The organism is Massilia pinisoli, assembly GCF_024753285.1.
In the GTDB taxonomy this organism is placed as follows: Bacteria; Pseudomonadota; Gammaproteobacteria; order Burkholderiales; family Burkholderiaceae_D; genus Telluria; species Telluria pinisoli.
This window is the reverse complement of sequence record NZ_JANUGW010000003.1, coordinates 249596-273040: the sequence shown is the minus strand read 5'-3', so window position 1 is coordinate 273040 and position 23445 is coordinate 249596. Positions and strand designations below refer to the sequence as shown.

Genomic DNA, 23445 nt, shown 5'->3' with positions numbered 1-23445 from the left:
GTCGCGCTTCCAGGCTCTTGCGGCCGGTAAGACGCGACGCATCGGGGCCGTCAGGCGGCGACGCGCTGATCGCGGGTCAGGAACGCGCACACGGCGCGGGTGACGTCCGCCGTAGTGGCGGTGCCGCCCAGGTCGCGCGTGTGCAGCGCGGGCGTGGCAGTGACGCTTTCGATGGCGCGCATGACCTGCTGCGCCGCCTCGTGTTCGCCGAGGTGCTCGAGCAGCATCACGACGGACCAGAACGTACCGATCGGATTGGCCAGGCCCTTGCCCATGATGTCGAACGCGGAGCCGTGGATCGGCTCGAACATGGACGGATAGCGGCGCTCCGGGTCGATGTTGCCGGTCGGTGCGATCCCGAGGCTGCCGGCCAGCGCGGCGGCCAGGTCGGAAAGGATGTCGGCGTGCAGATTGGTGGCGACGATGGTGTCCAGCGTGGCCGGACGGTTGACCATGCGCGCGGTGGCCGCATCGACCAGTTCCTTGTCCCATTTCACGTCCGGGAAGTCCTGCGCGACCTGCACCGCCACCTCGTCCCACATCACCATCGCATGACGCTGCGCATTGCTCTTGGTGATGACGGTCAGCTGCTTGCGTGGCCGCGACTGGGCCAGCTTGAATGCGAAGCGCAGGATGCGCTCGACGCCGACACGGGTCATCATGCTGACGTCCGTGGCGGCCTCGATCGGATGGCCCTGGTGCACGCGGCCGCCCACGCCCGAATACTCGCCTTCCGAGTTTTCGCGCACGATCACCCAGTTCAGGTCGTCCGGCGCGCAGCGCTTCAGCGGACCGTCGATGCCGGGCAGGATGCGCGTCGGGCGCACGTTGGCATACTGGTCGAAGCCCTGGCAGATCTTCAGGCGCAGGCCCCACAGGGTGATGTGGTCGGGGATGTCCGGGTCGCCGGCCGAGCCGAACAGGATCGCGTCCTTGCCGCGCAGGGCGTCGAGGCCGTCCTCCGGCATCATGACCCCGTGCGTGCGATAGTAATCGCCGCCCCAGTCGAAATCCTCGAAGGCGAATGTGAACGTGCGGTTGCCGGCGGCCAGCGCCTCCAGCACTTCTCGGCCTGCCGGCACGACTTCTTTGCCGATGCCGTCGCCGGGGATCGTCGCGATCTGGTACGTCTTCATGGTCCTGTCTCCTGTCTGGTGAAGTGAAGCGATGAAGACACTCTATGGGCTGGACGGGCGCATGAATGGTGGCTAGACTCAATCTGTCTTTAACTTCAAGTTAAGAATCCAGATGAGCAGCGGCATCCAACCGGCGGAACTGGGCTTTTTTGTCTCCTTGGGCACGTGTGGCAGCCTGAGCGGCGCGGCGCGCGAACTGGGCATCAGCACGGCCGCCGTCAGCAAGCGCTTGTCGCAGATGGAATCGCGGCTGGGCGTGCCGCTGGTGAACCGCACGACACGTCGCATGAGCCTGACGCCGGACGGCGAAGTGCTGCTCGATCACGCCCGCCGGATACTGGGAGAGATTGCCGACCTGGACCAGTTGCTGAGCGCGTCGAAGGATCAGCCGAAGGGGCAGTTGCGCGTGAATGCGACCTTGGGCTTCGGCCGCCTGCACGTCGCGCCGGCGATCTCGCAGTACGTCCTGACCTATCCGCACGTCGACGTGCAGCTGCAGTTATCGGTGAAGCCGCCGCCGCTGACGGACGACCAGTTCGACGTCTGCATCCGTTTCGGAGAGCCTGGCGACGCGCGCGTCATCGCGAAGAAACTGGCGAACAACCGGCGCCTGTTGTGCGCCGCGCCCAGGTATCTCGCGGCGCATGGCGCGCCTGCGCTACCGTCGGACCTCGTGCGCCACAACTGCATCTGCATCCGCCAGGGCGACGAGGCGTACGGCACGTGGCGCCTGCACCGGGCCCGCGGCGACGGTGGCCCCGGCGAATTGGTCAAGGTGCGCGGCAACCTGACGACGAACGATGGCGAGATTGCCGTGAACTGGGCGCTCGACGGCCATGGCATCCTGATGCGCGCGGAATGGGATATCGAGCGTTACCTCGAGAGCGGACGCCTCGTGCAGGTGCTGCCGCAGTACCGGACGCCCGATGCCGACATTTATGCGATCTACCCGCAGCACCAGCATCAGTCGGCACGCGTGCGCACGCTGGTTGCCTTTTTAGCGCAGGCGTTCGAGCGCTTTGCGCAGCATAGGGGCCACGACGTGGCGGACCGGGAGACGTGACCCGCCCGGCCATGGCACGCGCTCAGAACGGCTTGTTCACGATGGCCCAGGCCCGTACCGACGACGTCGACGCGAGCAGCGCGGACTTGGCGCCGATCGGCGCCGCCACCGACAGGCTGGCGCGCCAGCCGTTCGGGCCGTCCCAGATCAGGCCCAGGCCGGCGCCCGACAGGCTGGCCGTGTTGTCGGCCGCGGTCCACGGATGGCGGTTGATCTTGACGTGGGCGCCCTCGACGAAGGCGGCGGCCTGCCAGCGCCCCGCCGCGGACGTGCCGAAGTCGTGGCGCAGTTCGGCCGAGGCGAACGCGCCGGTGTCGCTCGACACTGCGCCGACGTCATAGGCGCGTACCGTGTACGGTCCGCCCACCGTCATCTTTTCCGCCGAATCGAGGTTCGCATCGGCCCATTGCGCGGCCGCGTTCAGGTACAGCGTGTCGTGCCCGCCCACGCTCTGGATGCGCGAGACGTTCGCGTTCCACTTCGAGAATCCGCCGCGCGTGCGCGCCGACGCGGCGTCGGCCTCCCCGGCGGCCGCGTCGTCGAACCCTGTACGCCCTGCCGTCCACGCCACGTTCCAGACGGTCACGCCGCCGGCCAACACGTCGTCGCGCACGTCGCCGTTCAGGGTCAGCACCCAGTTGCCCAGGGTGCGGTCGGTGCGGGTGTCGGTGACGCCGACGCGGTCGCGCAGGCGCTTGTCGTCGTACTGGGCCTGGACGTACGCGTTCGCCGTCTTGCTGCGCAGGAGCGGATGCCGGATCCAGGCGCTCGCGACGCCCGCCGTGCCATGCGCATCGAGCGCGCTGACCTCCCCGCCCAGCTTGTAGTGCACGAACGAATACGAGACGCCGATGCGGTCGCCGCCGCCGTCCAGCAGCGTGTCGTAGGCGAGGCGGCCGTAGTTCATGTCGGTACCGGTCGAGATCACGCTGATACCGAGGACGTCGCCGTGATGCAGGGGACTGAACACGTCGATCGACGCGCCCACGCGCGCGCGGCCGATGTAGCGGTTGCCGTAGTTGTCCGCGGCCAGCGTCGCGGCGGACGAAGCGCTCTGGCCCATGACGACGTCGATGTCGGACGTCCCCACCTCGGCGCCCGGTTTCAGCACCGCGTTCACGGTCACGCCGGGGATGTCGGACAGCAGCAGCAGGACGCGGTCCAGCTCGCGGTTCGCGATCGGCTGGCCGCTTTGCAGCGGGGCCGCGGTGGCCGCAAGCAAGGTGTCGTTCACGCGGCTGCCGTTGTTCACGGCGACCTTGCCGTAGCGCGCTTCCAGCACCTCGATCGTCACCGTGCCGTCGGCGATCTTCTGGGCCGGGATGATCGCGCGGCTCAGGGGAAAGCCGTGGCGCTGGTAGTAATCCGTGATGCGACCCGCGAGTGCCTGCAGCGCCGCCAGCGTCATCGTCCGCCCTTCCGCATCGGCCACCAGCGCATGCAGCGTGTCGGTGGAAAAGCCGGTATTGCCGACGATGCGCACTGTCTTGACCGCGAACGGCACCGATGCCGGCGCCGCGCCGCTGTCCGCCTGCCGCACCTGCAGCCCGGGCTGGTTCGATGGCGGCGCCGCCGGCGCGGCCGGCTGCAGCTGCCGCAGGATTTCGCCGGCGTTCGGCACGCCGGCCTGGTCCGCGTGCGCGCCCGTCGCCGCGAGCAGCAGTGCGGCGGCGAGGGGCGTCAACAGGAGGCGCGGTTGGTTTGCAAGAGTCATGGGCTTCATTCGGTAAGAGTGGTCGCCAGCGGCGGGAGCTGCAGGCCGCCGTTCTGGATGTGCAGGCTCGGCGCCGACGGGCCGGCGCCGATGACCGTGTTGATCGATCGGTTGAGGGTGCCGCCGCGCGCCTTGTCCTTGTCGCCCGCGTCCTGCGTCCCGTCCTGGCCCTGGCCGGCGCCGGATGCGGACACCGACACCGTCGACGACAGGTTCAACGCACCGGGCTGCGCGCTCGCCTGCGGCGGCAGGACGGTGGACTGCACCTGGGTCACGACGTCGCGGACGGTGGCGGGGAGCCCGGCCGGCGTGATACTGGCCAGCGCCGTGGTCTGGTCGACGATCGCATAGTTGCCGGCGTCGGCCCCGTCGACGGTATTGTGCAGGTTGACCGTCTTGCCGGTACCGACGGCCGCATCGCCAAACGCGCCCGTGGACGACAGCGTGACGTCGTCCGTGCCCACTTTGCCGCGCAACACCGCGCCGGCCGTGCTGACGGTGGCCGCGGTGCTGCCGTCGAACACCTTGTCGCCGGCGACGATCCCGCTGACGGTCAGCCGTGCCGGCGTGATGTCCGCCGACAGGCCCGTTGGCTGGACGAGGTCGTAGTTGCCGGCATCAAGCCCGGCCAGCGTGTAGCCGGAGGCGATGACGGCCTTGCCCGTGCCGGCGTTCTTGTCGGCGAAGGCCGCCGTGCCGCCGCTCACCGATACGGCGTCGCCGGCGATGGCGGACACGGTCGCGGTGCCGTTCAACGTGGCGGCCTTGGTGCCGTCGTAGACCTTGTTCGCGGCCGTCACGCCCGTGACGGTCACGCTGGCCTTCGTGATCTCGGCCGTCAGCCCGCTCGGCTGGATGATGTTGTAGTTACCGGCGTCCGCCCCGCCAAGCGTGTAGCCGTTGACCGTGACGGCTTTGTTCGCACCGGCGTTCTTGTCGGCGAAGGCCGCCGTGCCGCCGCTCACCGACACGGCGTCGCTGCCGATGGCGGACACGGTCGCCGTGCCGTTCAGCGTGGCGGCCTTGCTGCCGTCGTAGACCTTGTTCGCGGCCGTCACGCCCGTGACGGTCACGTTGGCTTTCGCGATGTCCGCCGTCAGGCCGCTCGGCTGGATGACGTTGTAGTTGCCGGCGTCCGTCCCGCCCAGCGTGTAGCCGCTGACCGTGACGGCTTTGTTCGTCCCCGCGTTCTTGTCGAGGAAGGCGGCGGTGCCGGTGCCGTTCACCGATACGATGTCGCTGCCGATGGCGGACACGGTCGCCGTGCCGTTCAACGTGGCGGCCGCGGTGCCGTCGTAGACCTTGTTCGCGGCCGTCACGCCCGAGACGGTCACGCTGGCCTTCGTGATCTCGGCCGTCAGCCCGCTCGGCTGGATGACGTTGTAGTTCGCTGCGTCCGCCCCGCCCAGCGTGTAGCCGCTGACCGTGACGGCTTTGTTCGCACCGGCATTCCTGTCGGCGAAGGAAGCCGTGCCGCTGCTCACCGACACGACGTCGCTGCCGATCGCGGTCACGGTCGCGGTGCCGTTCAACGTGGCGGCCGTGGTGCCGTCGTAGACCTTGTTCGTCGCGGTCACGCCGGAGACGGCGAGGTTCGCCTTGCTGATGTCTGCCGTCAGCCCGCTCGGCTGCACGACGGCGTAGTTGCCCGCGTCCGCCCCGCCCAGCGTGTAGCCGCCAACGTTGACGGCTTTATTGGCGCCGGCGTTCTTGTCGGCGAACGTGGCGGTGCCGGTGCCATTCACCGACACGACGTCGCTGCCGAGCGCGGACACGGTTGCGGTGCCGTTCAGCGTGGCGGCCGCGGTGCCGTCATAGGTCTTGCTGGCGGCCGTCACGCCCGAGACGGTCACGTTGGCCTTGCCGATCGAGGCCGTCAGGCCGGCCGGCGCGACGAGGCGGTAGTTGCCGGCATCGAGACCGGAGAGCGTATAGCCCGAGACGGTGACCGCCTTGTTGGCGCCGGCGTTCTTGTCGACGAACGCGGCGCTGCCGGTGCCGGACAGCGACACGGCGTCGCCGCCGATGGCGGATATCGTCGCCGTACCGGACAGCGCAGCGGCGGTCGTGCCGTCATACGTCTTGCCCGCGACGGACAGGCCGGACAGCGCCAGGTTCGCCTTCGCGATCTCGGCCGTCAGACCGCTCGGCTGGATGAGGTTGTAGTTGCCCGCGTCAAGCCCGCCGAGGCTGTAGCCCGTGACGGTGACGGCCTTGCCGGTGCCCGCGTTCTTGTCGGCGAACGTGGCGCTGCCGGTGCCGTTCACCGCCACCACGTCGGCGCCGAGCGCAGACACGGCCGCGGTGCCGGTCAACGTGGCGGCCGTCGTGCCGTCATAGGTCTTGTTCGCAGCCGTCACGCCTGAGACCGTCACGTTGGCCTTGGCGATGTCGGCCGTCAGGCCGCTCGGCTGGATGACGTTGTAGTTGCCCGCATCGAGCCCGCCGAGGCTGTAGCCGGAGACGTTGACGGCCTTGCCGGTGCCGGCGTTCTTGTCGGCGAAGGTGGCTGTCCCGCCGCTCACCGACACGACGTCGCTGCCGATCGCGGACACGGTTGCGGTGCCGTTCAGCGTGGCGGCCGCGGTGCCGTCATAAGTCTTGTTTGCTGCCGCCAGGCCCGAGATGGCCAGATCCGCCTTGCCGATCGAAGCCGTCAGGCTGGCGGGCGCGACGAGATTGTAGTTGCCGGCGTCGGCGCCACCGAGCGTATAGCCCGAGACGGTGACGGCCTTGTTGGCGCCTGCGTTCTTGTCGACGAACGCGGCGCTGCCGGTGCCGGACAGCGACACGACGTCGCCGCCGATGGCAGTCACGGTCGCGGTGCCCGACAGCGTGGCCACCGTCGTGCCGTCATACGTCTTGCCCGCGACCGACAGGCCGGACAGCGCAAGGTTCGCCTTGGCGATCTCGGCGGTCAAGCCGCTCGGCTGCACGACGTTGTAGTTGCCCGCATCGGTTCCCGCCAGGCTGTAGCCGGAGACGGCGACCGCCTTGCCGGTGCCCGCATTCTTGTCGGCGAACGTGGCGGTACCGGTGCCGCTCACCGACACCGCGTCGGCGCCGAGCGCGGCTACGGCGGCGGTGCCGGTCAACGTGGCGGCCGTCGTGCCGTCATACGTCTTGTTGGCGGCCATCACGCCCGTGATGGCCAGGTCCGCCTTGGTGATGTTGGCCGTCAGGCTGCTTGGCTGCACGACGTTGTAGTTCCCCGCATCCGACCCGCCCAGCGTGTAGCCGCTGACCGTGATGGCCTTGCCGGTGCCGGCGTTCTTGTCGGCGAACGTGGCGGAGCCGGTGCCGTTCACCGACACGACGTCGCTGCCGATCGCGGCCACGGTCGCGGTGCCGGACAGCGTGGCGGCCACGGTACCGTCGTAGGTCTTGTTCGCGGCCGTCACACCCGAGATGGCCAGGTTCGCCTTGCTGATATTCGCCGCCAGGCCACTCGGCTGGACGAGATTGTAGTTGCCGGCATCGAACCCGAAGACCGAGTAGCCGGAGACGGTAACGGCCTTGCCGGTGCCCGCGTTCTTGTCGGCGAAGGTGCCGGTGCCGGTGGGCATCAGCATCACGAAGTCGCCGCCGATGGGCGATATCGTCGCCGTGCCGGACAACGTGGCCGCCGCGGTGCCGTCGTAGGTCTTGTTCACGGCCGTCACGCCCGTGATCGCCAGATTGGCCTTGGTGACGTCGGCCGTCAGGCCGCTCGGCTGGACGACGTTGTAGTTGCCCGCGTCGGCTCCGCTCAGGCTGTAGCCGCTGACCGTGACGGCCTTGCCGGTACCGACATTCTTGATGGCGAACGTGCCCGTGCCGGTACCGCTCACGGACACCACGTCGCTGCCGATGGCCGACACGGTCGCGGTGCCGGTCAACGTGGCGGCCGTCGTGCCGTCGTAGGTCTTGTTCGCGGCCGAGATGCCCGACACGGCCAGGTTGGCCTTGTTGATGGTGGCCATCAGGCCCGCCGGCTGGACGAGGTTGTAGTTGCCGGCGTCGGTGCCGCTCAGGCTGTACCCGCCGACCGTGACGGCCTTGCCGGCGCCGGCATTCTTGTCGGCGAACGTGGCGGTGCCGGTGCCGCCCAGGGACACGACGTCGCTGCCGAGCGCGGTCACGGTGGGCGTGCCGTTCAACGTGGCGGCCGTCGTGCCGTCGTAGATCTTGTTGGCCGCCGTCACGCCCGTGACAGACAGGTTCGCCTTGGTGATGTTGGCCGTCAGGCCGGTGGGCTGGACGATCGTGTAGTTGCCGGCGCCGGCACCGGTGAGCGTGTAGCCGGAGACGGTGACGGCCTTGCCGCTGCCGACGTTCTTGTCGGCGAACGTGCCGGTGCCGGCGCCGCTCACGGCCACCACGTCGCCGCCGATGGCCGCCACGGTCGCGGTGCCGGTCAGGGCGGCGGCCGTGGTGCCGTCGTAGGTCTTGCCGGCGGCCGAGACGCCCGACACGGCCAGGTTCGCCTTGTTGATCGTCGCCGTCTTGGTGTCCAGGGCGTTGAGCGCATACATGCTGGCGGAGGCGCCGCTCAAAGAGACGCCGCTGATGGTGACGGCCTTGTTCGTGCCGGCGTTCTTGTCCGCGAATACCGCGGTGGCGCCCGACGTGTCGAAGGTGATGCCGGCAGGTGCGCCACCCAGTACCGCCAGGCCGCTGACGGTCGCCGCGGTGGTGCCGTCATAGGTCTTGTTCGCCACGGTGCCCGTCACGTTGACGAGCATGTAGGTGTAGAGGTTGGCACCCTGGATGGTGGCGTTGCCAAAGCCGTCGTTCAGCATCGCATAATTGGTCGGCGTCGCGTAGTTGGTCGGGTTGTAGTAGATCTTGACGGTCCCGAACGGATTGCCCCAGACATTGCTTATATTGCTGAAGAGCACGGTGCCGACGCCCGTGCCGGCATTGTCCGCGCGGAGGACGATGCTGCCGGTGCCGAAGCCCGCATCGATGTTGGCGGTGCCGCGCACGTCGATGTTGCGATAGGCGCTCAAGGTCAGGGTCGTCCCGCTGGTCCAGTTGCCGCCGCCGATGAGGGCGCCGTCCGCGAGGATGATGTCGCCGTTGCCCGCGTGGCCCGAGCTGCAGCTGAACGCGCCCGCGCACGACACGCCGAACACGCTGGTCTTGATCGTGACGTTGGACGTTTGCAGCGCATTCGTGACGTCGGCGCCGTCGATGTCGCCGTCACCCGGGTTGAACCCGCCGATCGTCAGGTCCTGCGGATCGAGCAGCCAGTCGCCGGCAGCGCCGTGCGGGGCCAGCGTGTTGACCGACGCATCGCCGCCGACCTTCAGGATCTTGCCCGACGTCTCGACATGGCCCCCGTCGCCGCCGGCCTGGCCGCCGCGCGCGCTGATGGCGCCGTGGAACTGCGTCGTCCCGTCCGACCACACCGCGACCTGGCCGCCCGTGCCCGAACGGATGGCGTCCGCGTTCACGGCAGCGCCGGCCGCCACGGTCGTGTTCTGCGCATTGCGCTCCGGTCCGCTGCCGAGGAAATTGCCGCCGACGAGCGCCAGGCCGCCGCCCGCGTCGCCCGACACGTCGATCCGGCTGCCGCCCGCGAGGCCGACGGTGTCGCCCAATACCTTGACGGTGCCGCCGTGCGCGCCGGCGTCCGTGCCGGATGCGTCGAGGGTACCGCTGTTGGTCGTCCTGGTCTGCGCGCCACCACCCAGCACGATAATGCCGCCGACATCCTGGACGCTGCGCGCCTCGACGATGCCCGTATTGTTGACGACACTGGCCAGCACCGCATCCCTGGCGCCCGCCGTCATGATCACGGTCCCGGCGTTCGCGCGGATCAGGCCGCCGTTTTCCGCCAGGTTGTCGAGCGTGCTGCGATTGACCTGCATATTGACCAGGCTGTTGCCGGCGAAGGACAGCGTGACGTCGCTGCCCGCGCCCAGCGCCACGGTCCCGGCCGGCGCGGCGATCGCGCCCCGGTTGCTGACCGTATTGCCGACGAACGCCACATAGCCGCCGGGCGCCGCCGTGATGCTGCCGCGGTTGACGATGGCGCCGGTGCCGGCGCCGCTGAACTGCCGCGCCGCGCCGTTCAGTGCGCTGTCGGCGACGTCCAATGTCGACGCGACCAGCCCGCCGACGTTGACCTGCGCGCCCTCGCCGAACAGCACGCCGTTCGGATTGATCAGGTACACCTGGCCGTTGGCGTTCAGCTTGCCCAGGAACTGCGTCGGATTGGTGTCGAGGATGCGGTTCACCGCGATCGAGCCTGCGGACGGCTGCACGAAATTGACGGATTCCGACGCATTGGTGTCAAAGCTCTGCCATGTCAGCGACAGGTTCTGCGTGGACTGCGTCACCGTCGTGACATTGCCCGATTGCTGGACGGTGCCCGTGCCCGCCGTGACCTGCCCGCCGAGCGGCCCCGCCTGTGCGAGGTTGGCCACCGCGAGCGTCGCCGTGGCCAGCAACAGCTTGCGGCTGCTGCGCTTCCCGCGGCCGCGGGCGGTTTCCGAGACGACGACCCATGTTCGGTGAACATGGCTCCAGACAAGACGATAAATTCGGTTCAGCGAAGCATGGCGGTGCATGGGATGTCCTTGAGGCGAATGAGCGCGGGGTCGGATTAATGAGATTGAGCCGGCGGGAATTTGGCCAGATGATCCGCCACCTTGCGGTCCAGATCGGGCTGCCATTGCGCGGGCATGACGGCCAACACCATGCCGTCGATGCGGGCGATGTCGGCCAGTTGCAGCGGGTTCGTCGTGACGCCCTTGGCGGCGCGGTTCCACATATAGACCTTGGCCAGGTCGTTCGGCGTCAGCGCGCCGGTGTGCGGATCGACGGGGGCATTGGCGTACAGGACCGCGGTCGGCAGATAGGCCGGCGCATAGCCTTCGGCGGCCGCGTGCTCCAGCCAGAAACGCGCCTGCGTCACGTCGGCCGGCCCGCCGTCGCCTTCGCTGAGCATGACGCCCAGCCGGAACTGGGCTTCGTGGTTGTGGCGCTGGGCAGCCTGCTCGTACCAGTAGCGTGCCAGCTTCAGGTCTTGCGGCACCTGCGTGCCCGCGCGGTAAAGATCGGCGAGGCGCAACATGGCCGGCGGCGATTCGGCCTGCGCCGCCGCCGTGCACAGCGCCAGGCCTTCCTGCACGTTCTTGTCGACGATTCTTCCCGAAAGATAGAGCTCGCCGGCAGAGCACAGCGCGGCGTAGATACCCGAGGCGCCCGCCTTCCGATACCACTGCACGGCGGCCTGGCCATCGACGGCGCGCCCGATGCCCTGGGCAAAGCAATCGCCGACAAATTGCTGCGCGGCGGGGACGTTCGCGGCGGCCGCCTTGTCGAACCAGGCACAGGCGGCGACCGGGTTCGCAGGGCGGCCCCAGCCTTCACGCTCGAACAGGCCGAGCGTAAATTGCGCCAGGGGAGAGTCGGCGCCATGACGTTCGTATTCGCGGTACGCCTTGACGTAGTCGCCGGCCGCGAGGGCTTGTTGGGCCAGCTTCAAAGCCGGGTCCGGCGCCTGTCGCGGCACCTGTGCGTCCGCCTGCCCCGCCAACAGCAGGGCAAGCGCCAATCCGACTGCGCGCACGATCATGTCCCGAAACGTGGAAGAGACGCCATCCGGTTCAATTGTCGCTCGTCGGGTACAAGCCCTGGGTCGCGATGTAGTACGGCATGACGAGATAGGGCTGCATGATCGGCACGGCGGCGCCGCTGCCCAAGGGGCCGGTCGTCCCGCTGATCGTCGCTTGCCCGCTCAGCGTGGTCGTGGGCGCACCGGCAAGCGTCACGGGTGCGTTGGTGTTCGGGTTGACCGTGAACGACAGCGTGCCGCCGATCGTGCCGGTATTCAGCGTCGCGTCCGGCGCGCTGGACGTGTAGATATTGCCTGCGCCGCCGCCCGACTTGCCCAGGTAGTTGCCGGAAGGCGTCCCGAGGCCGTTCGCGTTCTGCGCGACCTTGACGGTCAGGCCGCTGGCGGCCCCGTTGAGGACGAGTCCGCCGAGGTTCGCCGTCGCCGTCAGCCCCGTCAATGACGTCGTCGCGGTCACGCCGCCCAGCGTGACGGGCACGTTGTTCATCTGTACGCCACTGACCGGCAATTGCGCCACGGTGAGGTTGATCGAAGTGCTGCCGCCTGCGGCGCCGGCCGCCATCGGCGGAATGTTCGGCAGATTCACAGGGTTGTAGCCGACGATCACCCGGCCCCGCAGGTCGGGCAAGTTGAACGTGGTTTGCCCGTTGCCGCCATACGTCGTGCCGAGCAGCGAATACAGGGCGGCGTTCTGGTTCACCTGCATGGTCTGCCCCATCGCCAGCATGTACGTGTTGCTGAACGACGGGAAGCGCACGGGCGAGATCGCCATCACGCAGACGCTGGCGAGGTAGGGGTCACTCGAGCATGCCTGGCTCACCGGGCTCCACGCGGACAGGCCCAGGCCTGCCAGCACCATGCACAACGACAGCTTCGTTTGGGGTCGACGTTTCATCAGTGAATTCCGGTAAGTGGTTACAAAAAAGCAGTCCGCACAGCCGCCGAGGAGGGTCTTGACGGCAGACCGACGATCGCTCAATCGGCAAAAACAGAACCTTGTTCATGATAAGGAGGAAGACACAATTGGTCGACGGAAACTAATACTTGTTCGGTAAAGTGTTGCTTTGCGATTGAAAGGAGTTTGCAAAGTTTCCGGTTCCCACGTTTCCGGACATCCGCGTCCGTACGCTGCGCGGCCTAAAACAAAGCCCCGGGCTCCTGAGGGAGGCCGGGGCCTTGGTTGGCGGCATCCAGCGGATGCCGGCTGGATGATCAGACGTTGAACAGGAAGTTAAGCCCGCAAGCCGCACCCCCTCTATGTCCTCTCGAAAAATAATGCAAATCACACCCGGTTTTATACCCGGTTTTCTTACCGAAAGAGCAGACCTGCGCTTGTCGCGCACGCAATTCGGGCCACCCGGCACCTTAAAGGTGCGCCAACTCTAAAAGTTGAGCCCCCGATACGCCAAGGGCTTGAGCCACTCGGCATAAGGTCATGATCGCCACGTTGTTGTCACCACGTTCGACCCTACCAAGATAGCTGCGATCGACCTCTGCAAGATGAGCAAGCTCTTCTTGCGACATGCCGGCAGCCAGGCGCAAAGCACGGATAGCGCCGCCTAGCGAAACGAGCTCAGGCGATTGTCGTAGGAGGGATGGGTTTGGCACCCAAGAATCATCCAGCTATACTACGGCCACATCTACGGTACATGTACCTCAAACAAAACCGAATCGCTGATTGTTGGCTGGTCGCTTTCAGCTTCCGCTCACATACTCAAAAAGTAAGGGTTTCTATGGGAACTCGTAAACTCAAGCCGCGCACATGTTGTGGATGCGGCCGCATCTTTTCCCCACTCGGGACACGTGACCTCCGATGTGAAGTCTGCATGCAGGTGCATAAGAAGTGCGAATGGTGTGATGGTGCGTTCAGCTTCCGATCGGTCGGGCCAAGGAACAACGAGAAGCGTCGGTTTTGCTCCAACTCGTGTGCAGCTAGTTGGCGAAACGCACAGCCTGGGCGAGCAGAAGCATTTAACGAATGGATGCGAGGTATCCGTGGCGTTGTCCTACGGGGCAGAAGTAGTCCAGAAAGCTCCGCACGCATGAAAGCAAACAACCCGATGTCGAGGCCAGAAAATGTGGAAAAAATAAAAGCTAAGCTGAAAGGCAGGACATTCCTGGCAAGAGGAGGCAATTCCAAACTTACCCGACAGCAACTCTTGATAGCAAATAGCCTTGAGTTGCCTACGGAGGTAGCAATCGCTACTCGCGCAGTCAAGGCCGATTTTGTCAGCCTTCCACCATGCTATAAGGTTGATATTGCAAGTGTTCCGCACCGACTCGCGATTGAAATTGACGGGAAAAGCCATCGCCTGAAAAAGTGGAAATTTCTCGACCAACGCAAAACAGCAGTCCTTACTGCACTCGGCTGGACCGTGATACGCTTCTGGAACGAAGAGGTCGAGAATGACTTCGACCGGGTTACAACCGAGATAAAGAGACATTTGCAGGCCATGCCTCTCGTCGACCACAGCAATGCGAAATAAGATTGCGCTGCGCTTGCTCTCTTACGGTAGAGCGCTCAACCCTCGTCACGCTCGTTAGGTCCGAATTCGCGAACTCAGTGTGCAAGAGATACGACCCGGTAGCGTTTTGATTCTGTCGGCATCATCCTCGAATCGCGCATCTAAGATATGGTGGCTAACCGCTTGGCGCCTCCCGCCCAGTTTTTAACTAGATGTAAGATTGTTCAATCTCCCCTTCTGCAACGGATTATGGATTCGCCAGACAACTTCGAGAAATTTCGACGACACCGCGGCTGGTGTCATGGGCCAAGGCTGCGGCTTCCCGATCCTCCTTGTCCTCCGCCTGGATTGAACCTCTGGGATCGAATGCGATGGCACATCGGCGAATACTTGCGGCCGAAATCTGCTCAAGAACGTCTCCTCATCCAACTTGCCAAGAAGCGGTGGGATTAGATCGAATCTAAGGTCGTTAGAAGTGGTAACCCTCCCCTCGTCGGACGAACACTTCCGATAGGTACGATGTCACTATCGGAAGCCCGTCAGTGAATACCGGCACACAAAACTGTAGCGTGGTGTTAGATGTTTGAAGGGCTCTCGCCCTGCGATGACTGGTCCACGAGGCCAAATAAATGTTGCACCGAAGGATATGAGAATCGTTGGTATCGAGCCAGCGTAAGCGTCGACGGCCAAAGGTATTGATGTTCTGGGAACTCAGCAGTAGGCAGAAGGTAAATTCCTCCAATATGCTCATTTAGCTCGTCCATCCTAAACCAAATCACGAAGTCCACTGTTGGCGAGTGTTGGAGCGTCACCTTCCAGCAAGGGTGGCTTCGCTCATAGCGACATCTGGTGCACAAGATACGTACGACTACTCCCCTGATTCGATAAGTGCGAGGAGTCAGCGATTCAATCACCGCGCCAGCCATAAGCGCGCAGCGCTCAAGCTCAATCGACATGTCCTTGGTAACGCAGCGTAGTCGGTATCGAGCGATTGTGGTTCGAGACAATGACGGTCCTGACACTCCAGCCTCCTCGTATGCGGCAACAAGTCCACGAAAGCGGAACGCGTACGATTTGGCAGACGGCAGCCCGCTTTGGTTGATTAGCTCAGCCGTTACTTTCCCATGGTCGACCAGGATATCCCGCAGACCGTCGAGCATCTCGTCATTCGTCCAGTGTTTCCCGCGGTGCCGTCTGAGCGTCTTCGTCGCTTCAAAGGTCTCGCAACTGACTATGGCCTCGAAGGCACTTTCGACCCTGATCCACTTCGACGTATCGTTAGGACGTCGTGAACTTCGCATTCGCTGAGTGCTGCGGTTGTAGATGAGCGTGCCGGTGTACTTCTCGTTGGTCAGAATGCTTTTTACGTTGTGGCTCGACCATGGCCGGCCATGCTGATTAAGAAGTCCCTCTGAATTGAGGCAATCAGCGATCCTTGTGTCCGGCAGATTCTCTTCACAGCACATGCTGAAGATACGTCGCACAACAGCGACTTCATCCGCTGGCCCATGCACGAACGTTACCCGGTCGGAAGGTACACTCTTGCGCTCGCCCATCTCAAGAACTCGTTTAGGCTCGCCGGTTGCAGAGATGCAAAGGCGCCGAAGACCGTACCCAGCTGAGCCACCCTGTTTGAACCCTGCTGCCGTCAGTCTGCATTGCGCCCGATGCACCTTAGCGGAAAGCTCTCTAATGAACTCGGCGGCCATCGCGCGCTTGAGTCCTTTTAATATCGTCGCCAGAGCCGAGCCATCATTTGCAAACGGCTCCGCGCAATACGCTACATCGATGCCAGCCTTTCGGCATGCGTACTCGTAGTAGGCGCTCTCATCAACATCTTGAAACCGGCCCCATCGGCTGACGTCATAGACGAGCACGATATCGAAATCCGCCGCACCCGATTGAACATCCGTTAGCAGCTGTAGCAAGCCATGACGACCATCAAGCGTCAGTCCGCTGCGTCCTTCATCGCGGTAGACAGTTCTAACTTCCAAATCATGTGCTTCGGCGTACTCTCGAAGTGCAGCCTCTTGATGACTGGTCGAGTAATTCTGGTGTTCCGTAGAAGCCCGAAGATAAAGCGCCGCGCAGCTGGTGTGATGGCTCTGCATAAAGATCCCATCTCTTACGATTTCCAGGCCGTCGCGAGCGCATATTCTCTGGTCTTAGGTCACCAATCATCAGTCGACTATTTGCAGTTTCCGTCGATATAGGGACTTAGGGCGCTGCACGGGTCGAATGGGCTAAGCGCACGGCAATTCGCCTGTCGTTGAGGCAACTCAAAGACTGCCAAGGTGATTGGAAGACTATCTAAACATGAGTAACCCTGTCACACGTATGAAATCATGAACCCAGCCATACTCGCAGCAGCGATTGTGCTTTCTCGCCTTCATGGGGTGCCATTTGCAGCGTTTTTCCTACTCGACCATGGAGTGGCGTTTGAGGTTATTGTGGAGCTGCTGTTGGGTGTTCGACGAGAGACCTAACGCGTACCGCATAACGCATAGTCAGCACAACCGCAAAGTCAAGTACACCTACCAAAGCCCGACTTGCCATTAGAGCAACACAGGCCGTACACTGAGTCTTGCAAACGGCCGGGTTCAGTTGCACGGGTGGTCCCGCCGCGGGATGCGGAGCATTTTGGCTAACCGCAAGCCACCAGCGTACGCATGGTGCCGCGTATTTTCCCGGTAGCTCCTCCAGACACTTGAGGGTTGTAACAAGATAGAGCAACCGCTGAGCAACTTGTACTTGTGAGATTGATCGATGAACTTTCCAGGCAGCTTTGAAGAATTCCGACGCCAATGTGAGGGTTACAGAGGATGGTATGGCCCGACGCCTCGACTTCCGGCACCTCCTTCGCCAGACCCAGGGCTTGGCTTTTTCGCCAGGCTTCGTTGGCATGTCCGGGAATACTTTCGTCCAAAATCTAAGGAAGACCGCCTCGCCATTCGACTTGCTAGGCTGCGGGGAGACTGAACAAACTCAATATCATTAAATTAGGACGCACCTGCTCGCTCGGAACGGCTGCTCTTCGCGGTTCGAGACAACTTACCTTTTTCGATAGCTCAGCAACAATCTGGTGTCATTCTTGTCAAGTCCTTGGATCAGCATGAACGTACAGGCACGCGGAAAGCTGCCGGGGCAGCTCTGCCGTTGCGCACCATTTCCTACTATAGCAAGTCAATTTTCGGAACTTGAGTCTAGCTGAACAAACGCCAACGGTTAATGTCGCAGAGCCGTTTATTTCCGACTAGCATAGAACGGAAACAACATCTAAGATGTTGCGCTATGGACAGAACAAAAATAATTGCCGCGTTTATCGAACGCTGGCAAGGCGTAACAGCGACGGAGTTGGCAACCGCGCAGTCTTTCGTGATCGACCTCTGTGAACTATTGGAGGTGCCTAAGCCGCACCCCACGCCCGAACAGGACTATATGTTCGAGCGGCCCATCACTTTCGCTCATGGCGACGGGAGCAGCAGTCCTGGCCGCATTGACTGCTACCGACGCGGCCACTTCGTACTAGAGGCGAAGAAACTTAAGGCCAATCAGCACACTAAGGGGTTCGACGACGGCTTGCTGCGAGCTCGAAGTCAGGGCGAGGGCTACGCACGCGCGTTGCCGGCTAGTGAGGGGCGCCCACCTTTCGTACTCGTGGTCGATGTCGGCACCGTGATTGAGGTTTACGCTGAGTTTACCCGTAGCGGCGGCACTTACGTTCCCTTCCCCGATCCCCGTAGCCACCGCATTGTCTTGGCGGACCTAAACGTGCCGGAGATCTTGGAGCGCTTGCGCCTCATTTGGACTAATCCTGCTGCGCTGGACCCTACTCTTATTAGCGCCAAGGTGACGCGTGACGTCTCGCAGCAACTCGCCACACTGGCGCGCTCTCTGGAGCAAGACGGGCACAGTTCACACGACGTGGCAGCTTATTTGTCACGCTGCCTGTTCAGCATGTTTGCTGAGGACGTTGAACTACTACCCGCTGGTTCCTTCCACGGACTCCTCGTTCAACACCGCCGCGACCCAGCCACGCTGCGCCGCATGCTTACCAGCCTCTGGGCTGACATGGACCGAGGTGGCTTCGCCCCTGCCATTGTTAAGGACGTACTCAAGTTCAATGGCAAGCTATTCAAGGGCGCTAGTGCCAATGCCTACAGTCTGCTACTCAACACCGAGCAGATCGATAGCCTCATCGCGGCCGCTCACGCAAACTGGAAGGAGGTCGAGCCTGCCATTTTCGGCACCTTATTGGAGCGCGCATTGGACCCGACCGAGCGCCATGCTTTAGGCGCTCACTATACTCCACGTGCCTACGTTGAACGTCTAGTGCTACCGACCGTCATCGACCCCTTGCGTAAGGAGTGGGCTGATGTCCAAGTCGCGGCGCTGACCCTTGCGCACGAGGCCGCAGACCTTGAGGCCCACCCGCCTGAGGTCAATGTCAAAACCAAAAAAGGGCTTGAGGCGATTTACCGCTACAACTCAGACGTGCGCGCCAAATGGAAAGAAGCTCGTGAACGGGTGCGTGTTTTCCTGCACCGGCTGTCCACCCTGCGAGTGCTCGACCCGGCCTGCGGGAGTGGCAACTTCCTCTACGTGACGCTTGAACACCTTAAGCGTCTAGAGGGAGAGGTACTTAACCAGCTCGATGCCTTGGGAGACGTGCAGGACAGCTTGGACCTCGGCCGCGAAACTGTCACGGTGCAGCAATTGCTAGGCATTGAAATTAATGGTCGTGCCGCTGCATTGGCTGAACTGGTGCTATGGATAGGCTTCCTACAATGGCACATCCGCACCCGTGGTCGCGCCAGTGTGGCTGAGCCTGTGGTACACGACTACGGCAACATCGAGCACCGAGATGCCGTGCTCGCCTACGACTGCCAAGAGCCGCTAATAGACGCGGCTGGTCGCCCTGTCACCAGCTGGGATGGGACAACTACCAAACCCCACTCGGTCACCGGTCAACCGGTACCCGACGAGACAGCACAGGTGGTGCAGTGGCGCTACGAAAACGCTCGTCAGGCCGACTGGCCGCGGGCGGATTTCATCGTGGGGAATCCACCATTCATTGGCAACAAGCGCATGCGCATCACGCTGGGTGGCGGCTATGTCGACGCGCTGCGTAGTGCTTGGCCCGACGTACCCGAGAGTGCCGACTTTGTCATGTATTGGTGGCATAAGGCTGCTGAGGCTGTGCGCAGCAATGCGGCCGAACGTTTTGGTCTTATCACCACAAACAGCTTAACAATGATCTTCAACCGCCGTGTCATCGCGGCGCAGCAGAAGGCTACACCACCCTTGAGCTTAGTGTTTGCGGTGCCGGATCATCCATGGGTAGATAGTGCTGATGGCGCCGCGGTACGGATTGCAATGAGTGTCGGAGTTCAAGGGACAGTTGACGGCGACCTTCTCTCAGTTGTTGAGGAGGGGCAGCAGTCGGATGGCGAAGCGACCGTAATTTTCAAGTCTCGGCGAGGCCGCATTCACTCGGACTTGAAGGTAGGCGCAAATGTCGCCGCCGCAAAAGCGTTGCGCGCGAACAGCCTTATTTCAAACAGAGGAGTCATTCCACACGGAGCAGGCTTTATTCTCACAGTAGAGCAGGCCTCCATGCTTGGACTTGGCACCCAACCGGGATTGGAACGGCGAATCAGGCCTTATCGAAACGGCAAGGATCTTGCGGGCAAGCCAAGGAACCAGCTTGTTATCGACACATTTGGCCTGACGGCGGATCAGGTTAGAACGCAATTCCCTCGAATATTTCAATGGCTTTTAGAGCGCGTGAAGCCAGAGCGGGACCAAAACCGTGACCGTGCGATTCGCGAGAACTGGTGGCTACACGCACGTTCGCGGGGTGAGTTTCGGCCGGCACTCGATAGCATTCCTCGTTTCATTGCGACAGGCCAGGTCGCCAAGCATCGGATCTTCCAGTGGTTAGATGCCAAGATCCTTCCAGACGACAAGCTAATAGCTATTGCTAGTGCCGATCCTTTTCACCTCGGGGTACTTTCCAGCAGCGTGCACATTACGTGGGCGCTCGCATCTGGCGGGCTCCTTGAGGATCGCCCTGTCTACAGTAAATCGACGTGCTTTGAGACATTCCCATTTCCCTCCGACGATACATGCCTCACTCCGGCCCTGTCAGACCGGATCAGGACGTTGGCCGAACAGATCGACGCACACCGTAAGGCCCGCCAAGCTGTACATGCCGAATTAACCCTGACTGGCCTCTACAACGTACTAGAGAAGCTGCGAACTGGCGACGCGCTAACAGCAAAGGAGAAATTACTGCACGAGCAGGGTTTGGTAAGCGTGCTGAAAAGTCTGCACGACGAGTTAGACACTGCCGTTTTACAAGCTTATAACTGGAGCGACCTAACGTTACCGGCCGACGCCGGTACCTTGCTAGAGCGCCTGGTTGAGCTAAACGCTAGCCGCGCCGCCGAGGAGTCGGGCGGCAAGGTACGTTGGCTACGGCCCGACTTTCAGCAGCACCAGCTCACGCAGGTTAACGTGTTGGATATCGCTGCCGACAACAAGGTAATAAATGACGCCGACAAGGAAATCAGTTTGTCCGCTCCCAAAGGCGTCATAGCCCGACCTTGGCCCGCTGGGCTTACAGAGCAGATCAAGGCGGTGGCCGAAGTATTTGTCCAAACAAGCCGTACGCTGACGATCGATGAGGTGGCAGCGCACTTTAGCGGCCGGGGGCGCTGGCGCGAACGCCTGCCTACGCTCTTGAATACCCTGGTGGCCCTTGGGCGACTTCACCAAGATGCTGACAGCCGCTGGAGGGATATGATGCGCTAATTGGTATGAATTGTAATCGTCGCGTATCAAGCGCGCTTGAGTCCATTTGAAGGATTCAAGCCGTTGCCCGCATATAGTGCTGTGCCGTTTTGCGTTGGCACGCACTGCTCGCCGAAATCCGGTCCCTGATGCAAGCTTTCAGGACAGAAATCACAGTAAATTTTTCCTGACTACTTGCCTTAATCCCTATTCATTGGTTGCGATCAAGCCGAGTAAGCACAAGTTTCCGAACTAACCATCGTGCTAACTTAACCATGCTAACTTTTGAATGTGACTTGAGCATCCCCGTGAGAGTTCTCCGTATATGCCCAAGCAATAGGAGCAAGTCATGCCAACCATCAGGAGAGGCGCGCTGACCCGCATGCGCGACAGGCTAGCAGGACAAACCCGACGGCCAAGAGCGGAAGGCTGCTCGGTTCTGGCACATCCTGCTCGGTTTCCGGTGTTAACATGTACAGGCCATTGGAATGGGTCGTGAGATCGTACACGTTGCCGTAGATAACACCGCTGGCATCAGCCGCGATCGCGTACGTCAGTTCCTTACCTTGCAGAGCCGAGAGATTGCTCACGACGCTGTTTAGATCGATCGCTCGGCCGTTTCGCCAAATCGTAGCGTGCTGTCGGTTGTCGGCCGTTTCCGACGAGCCCAGCACGGTCCCATCGCCGGCAATCGCCCAGCCAGTGCTCCACCCGCCCCCCAGCGTGCCCAAATCAATCAGAGCAATGCCATTCCAAAGCGTTGCGTGCCAAGTCCAGCTTTCCTCATCTACAAGGACATCGCCAGCAACCCAGCCCGCATCGTTAATGTCGTGGGACGTGCTGCGGGTGCGGCCGAGGGTGCCGAGGTCGATTATGCTGTCATGTGTCCAGACCGTAGCATGCACCTCGCCCGAAGCCGTCTGCGACTGCCCGGCGATGACGCCGGCATTGTTCACCGCCGCCGCAGTCGCCGAGGCCCCGCCCAGGGTGCCCAGCTCATGCATACCATCGGTGTCCCACATCAGTGCCTTAACCACGTTCGGCACCGTCGCGTCGGAACGCGGCATGTAGCCATACCCAACTACCGTCCCGCTGTCGTTGATGCCAGTGGCGATGTCCCGGTTCGCGCCTAGCCCGGGCAGTAATGTCGCGACCGTGCCGTTCCAGACCGTAGCGCGGAACGACAGGGGATCGTACGCGGTCGAAATGCCGGCGACAACGCCGGCGGCGTTGATGTCCAGTGCTTCGCTTTGGATACCTTGGCCAGGCGGAAGGTAGGTGGTCTGGCCGTGATTCCACAACCTCGCGACGTATGGGTACGTCATGTAATCTTCATAGAGCACTAAACCGCCAGCATTGACAGTACGCAAGTTTGGATTGGTGCTGTCTACGGCTAGCTGCGAGTAGGTGTACAAGCCTGCCTGCGCGGGCATCCATGCCAACATCCCGGCAAGCGCACTAACAAGCTGAAGCCGATTAATAAGGGAACGCAAGATATCTCCAAGAGACTAGACAGCTCACATCTTATCAACTTCTATTGCTCATATAACATTTTTTGATGTTGAATTATACAAAGACCGTGTCCGCTTGCTGATTGCGCTTGGGAAATTGCGGTGCTATCCTGCTCTACCTAGTCATTCTTTCAACTTTTTATACCCATGCGCATTCATGATGACGCCCGACAGATCCGGGACGAACTGGAGCAACAAAACGCTGCCCGAGTATCTGTGGCCCTGTTCGGTCAACCAGGGGCAGGCAAGTCGTCCCTAATTAACCAAATAGTTGGCAAAAAAGTGGCCGAAGTCGGCGTTGAAACGGACAAGACCGTCGACCAAAAAGAGTACGCACACAACGGTTTGATTTTGGTCGACCTGCCGGGTTATGGAACGCAGCGGTTCCCAAAAGATACTTACGCGACCAAGTTTGCGCTCGAGAGCTTCGACCTGTTCCTATGCGTGACCAGCGGTAAATTCCATGCCGCCGACACCGAACTGTTCCGTAAGCTCGATGCGATGGGGAAGGTGTGCATCTTCGTCGTGAACAAACACGACGAATTGTGGGAGGACGGTGTCACCATCGAAGAGCTAGAGCAGCGCAAGCGAGAAGACATTTATAGGCAAGTCGGCAAACGCGTCGAGGTCCTATTCACCAGCTGTCGAAAGAACACGGGTCTCGGTCTGCTCAGCGAGACCATCGCGGAAAATCTAGATACTGCCAAACGCGAGCGTTGGCTGCGCGGCGCGAAGGCGCACAGTCTAAAGTTCCTACAACAGAAGCGCGAAGCGGCCGAGAAGTATGTGACGATCGCCGCGGGCGCGTCGGCAGCCAACGGGTTGAACCCGATTCCGGGCGCGGACATCGCCGTCGACCTGTCGGTGTTGATGAAGCTATTCGTAGAACTGCGAGAGTGTTTTGGCTTGAGCGACAAGATCCTGAACTCCCTGAAAGAGTCGGCGATCCCGACCGTAAGCGCCGTCGCCAACAACGTCATCCGCTACGCAGCTAAGGAAGGGATACTGCTGTTGCTCAAGCAGTTCATTGGGCGCCAAGCTATAAAGTCCGTCGCAAAATTTGTTCCCTTCATCGGACAGGCGGTCGCCGCATCGGCAGGCTTTACGATCACATATGCGGTGGGCAGCAGTTATCTCAACGACTGCCACGAGCTCGCGGAAAGCATCTTGCGCGACGAGCTGGGGCGCTGATCC

General features: G+C 62.4%; 12 protein-coding genes. 4 read left to right on the top strand and 8 right to left on the bottom strand.

Going from position 1 to position 23445, the window contains the following annotated elements:
* Positions 1–50: 50 nt before the first annotated feature.
* Positions 51–1136: a tartrate dehydrogenase gene (locus NX784_RS05405; RefSeq protein WP_258815642.1), complete on the bottom strand. Its 1086-nt coding sequence runs from the start codon at positions 1134–1136 to the stop codon at positions 51–53.
* A 112-nt stretch (positions 1137–1248) separates the two neighbouring features.
* On the opposite strand from NX784_RS05405, the gene NX784_RS05400 reads away from it, so the two are divergent.
* Positions 1249–2199, top strand: coding sequence for a LysR family transcriptional regulator (locus NX784_RS05400; protein ID WP_258815641.1), 951 nt, complete (start codon positions 1249–1251; stop codon positions 2197–2199).
* A 22-nt stretch (positions 2200–2221) separates the two neighbouring features.
* Here the strand turns inward: NX784_RS05400 and NX784_RS05395 are convergent, their stop codons facing one another.
* The 5 genes from NX784_RS05395 to NX784_RS05375 all read right to left on the bottom strand — a co-directional run bounded on the left by NX784_RS05395 (position 2222) and on the right by NX784_RS05375 (position 13088).
* On the bottom strand, positions 2222–3913 hold the full coding sequence (locus tag NX784_RS05395) for a ShlB/FhaC/HecB family hemolysin secretion/activation protein (RefSeq protein ID WP_258815640.1): 1692 nt from the start codon (positions 3911–3913) through the stop codon (positions 2222–2224).
* Between the two features lie 5 nt (positions 3914–3918).
* Positions 3919–10470 carry a YDG domain-containing protein gene (locus NX784_RS05390; protein WP_258815639.1) on the bottom strand — a complete coding sequence of 2184 codons (6552 nt, stop codon included), beginning with the start codon at positions 10468–10470 and terminating at the stop codon, positions 3919–3921.
* Between the two features lie 35 nt (positions 10471–10505).
* Positions 10506–11480 (bottom strand): tetratricopeptide repeat protein, encoded by a 975-nt coding sequence (locus tag NX784_RS05385; RefSeq protein ID WP_370662910.1) that lies wholly within the window; start codon positions 11478–11480, stop codon positions 10506–10508.
* Positions 11481–11511: 31 nt separating this feature from the next.
* On the bottom strand, positions 11512–12375 hold the full coding sequence (locus NX784_RS05380; protein ID WP_258815637.1) for a phage tail protein: 864 nt from the start codon (positions 12373–12375) through the stop codon (positions 11512–11514).
* A gap of 470 nt (positions 12376–12845) precedes the next feature.
* Positions 12846–13088, bottom strand: coding sequence for a helix-turn-helix domain-containing protein (locus NX784_RS05375; protein WP_258815636.1), 243 nt, complete (start codon positions 13086–13088; stop codon positions 12846–12848).
* A 434-nt stretch (positions 13089–13522) separates the two neighbouring features.
* Here NX784_RS05375 and NX784_RS05370 point away from each other — a divergent pair, with 434 nt between their 5' ends.
* The gene (locus NX784_RS05370) at positions 13523–13966 is read left to right on the top strand and encodes an endonuclease domain-containing protein (RefSeq protein WP_258815635.1); all 444 of its coding nucleotides are present in this window, start codon (positions 13523–13525) and stop codon (positions 13964–13966) included.
* 554 nt (positions 13967–14520) lie between these two features.
* Here NX784_RS05370 and NX784_RS05365 read toward each other — a convergent pair.
* On the bottom strand, positions 14521–16056 hold the full coding sequence (locus NX784_RS05365; RefSeq protein WP_258815634.1) for a recombinase family protein: 1536 nt from the start codon (positions 16054–16056) through the stop codon (positions 14521–14523).
* A 1180-nt stretch (positions 16057–17236) separates the two neighbouring features.
* On the opposite strand from NX784_RS05365, the gene NX784_RS05360 reads away from it, so the two are divergent.
* Positions 17237–20761 (top strand): class I SAM-dependent DNA methyltransferase, encoded by a 3525-nt coding sequence (locus NX784_RS05360; RefSeq protein ID WP_258815633.1) that lies wholly within the window; start codon positions 17237–17239, stop codon positions 20759–20761.
* A 338-nt stretch (positions 20762–21099) separates the two neighbouring features.
* On the opposite strand, the gene NX784_RS05355 is transcribed toward NX784_RS05360, so the two are convergent.
* On the bottom strand, positions 21100–22233 hold the full coding sequence (locus tag NX784_RS05355) for a hypothetical protein (RefSeq protein WP_258815632.1): 1134 nt from the start codon (positions 22231–22233) through the stop codon (positions 21100–21102).
* A gap of 165 nt (positions 22234–22398) precedes the next feature.
* Between NX784_RS05355 and NX784_RS05350 the strand changes: the two genes are divergently transcribed.
* Complete coding sequence (locus tag NX784_RS05350) at positions 22399–23442, top strand: GTPase (protein ID WP_258815631.1); 1044 nt, start codon at positions 22399–22401, stop codon at positions 23440–23442.
* The last annotated feature ends 3 nt before the right edge of the window (positions 23443–23445 follow it).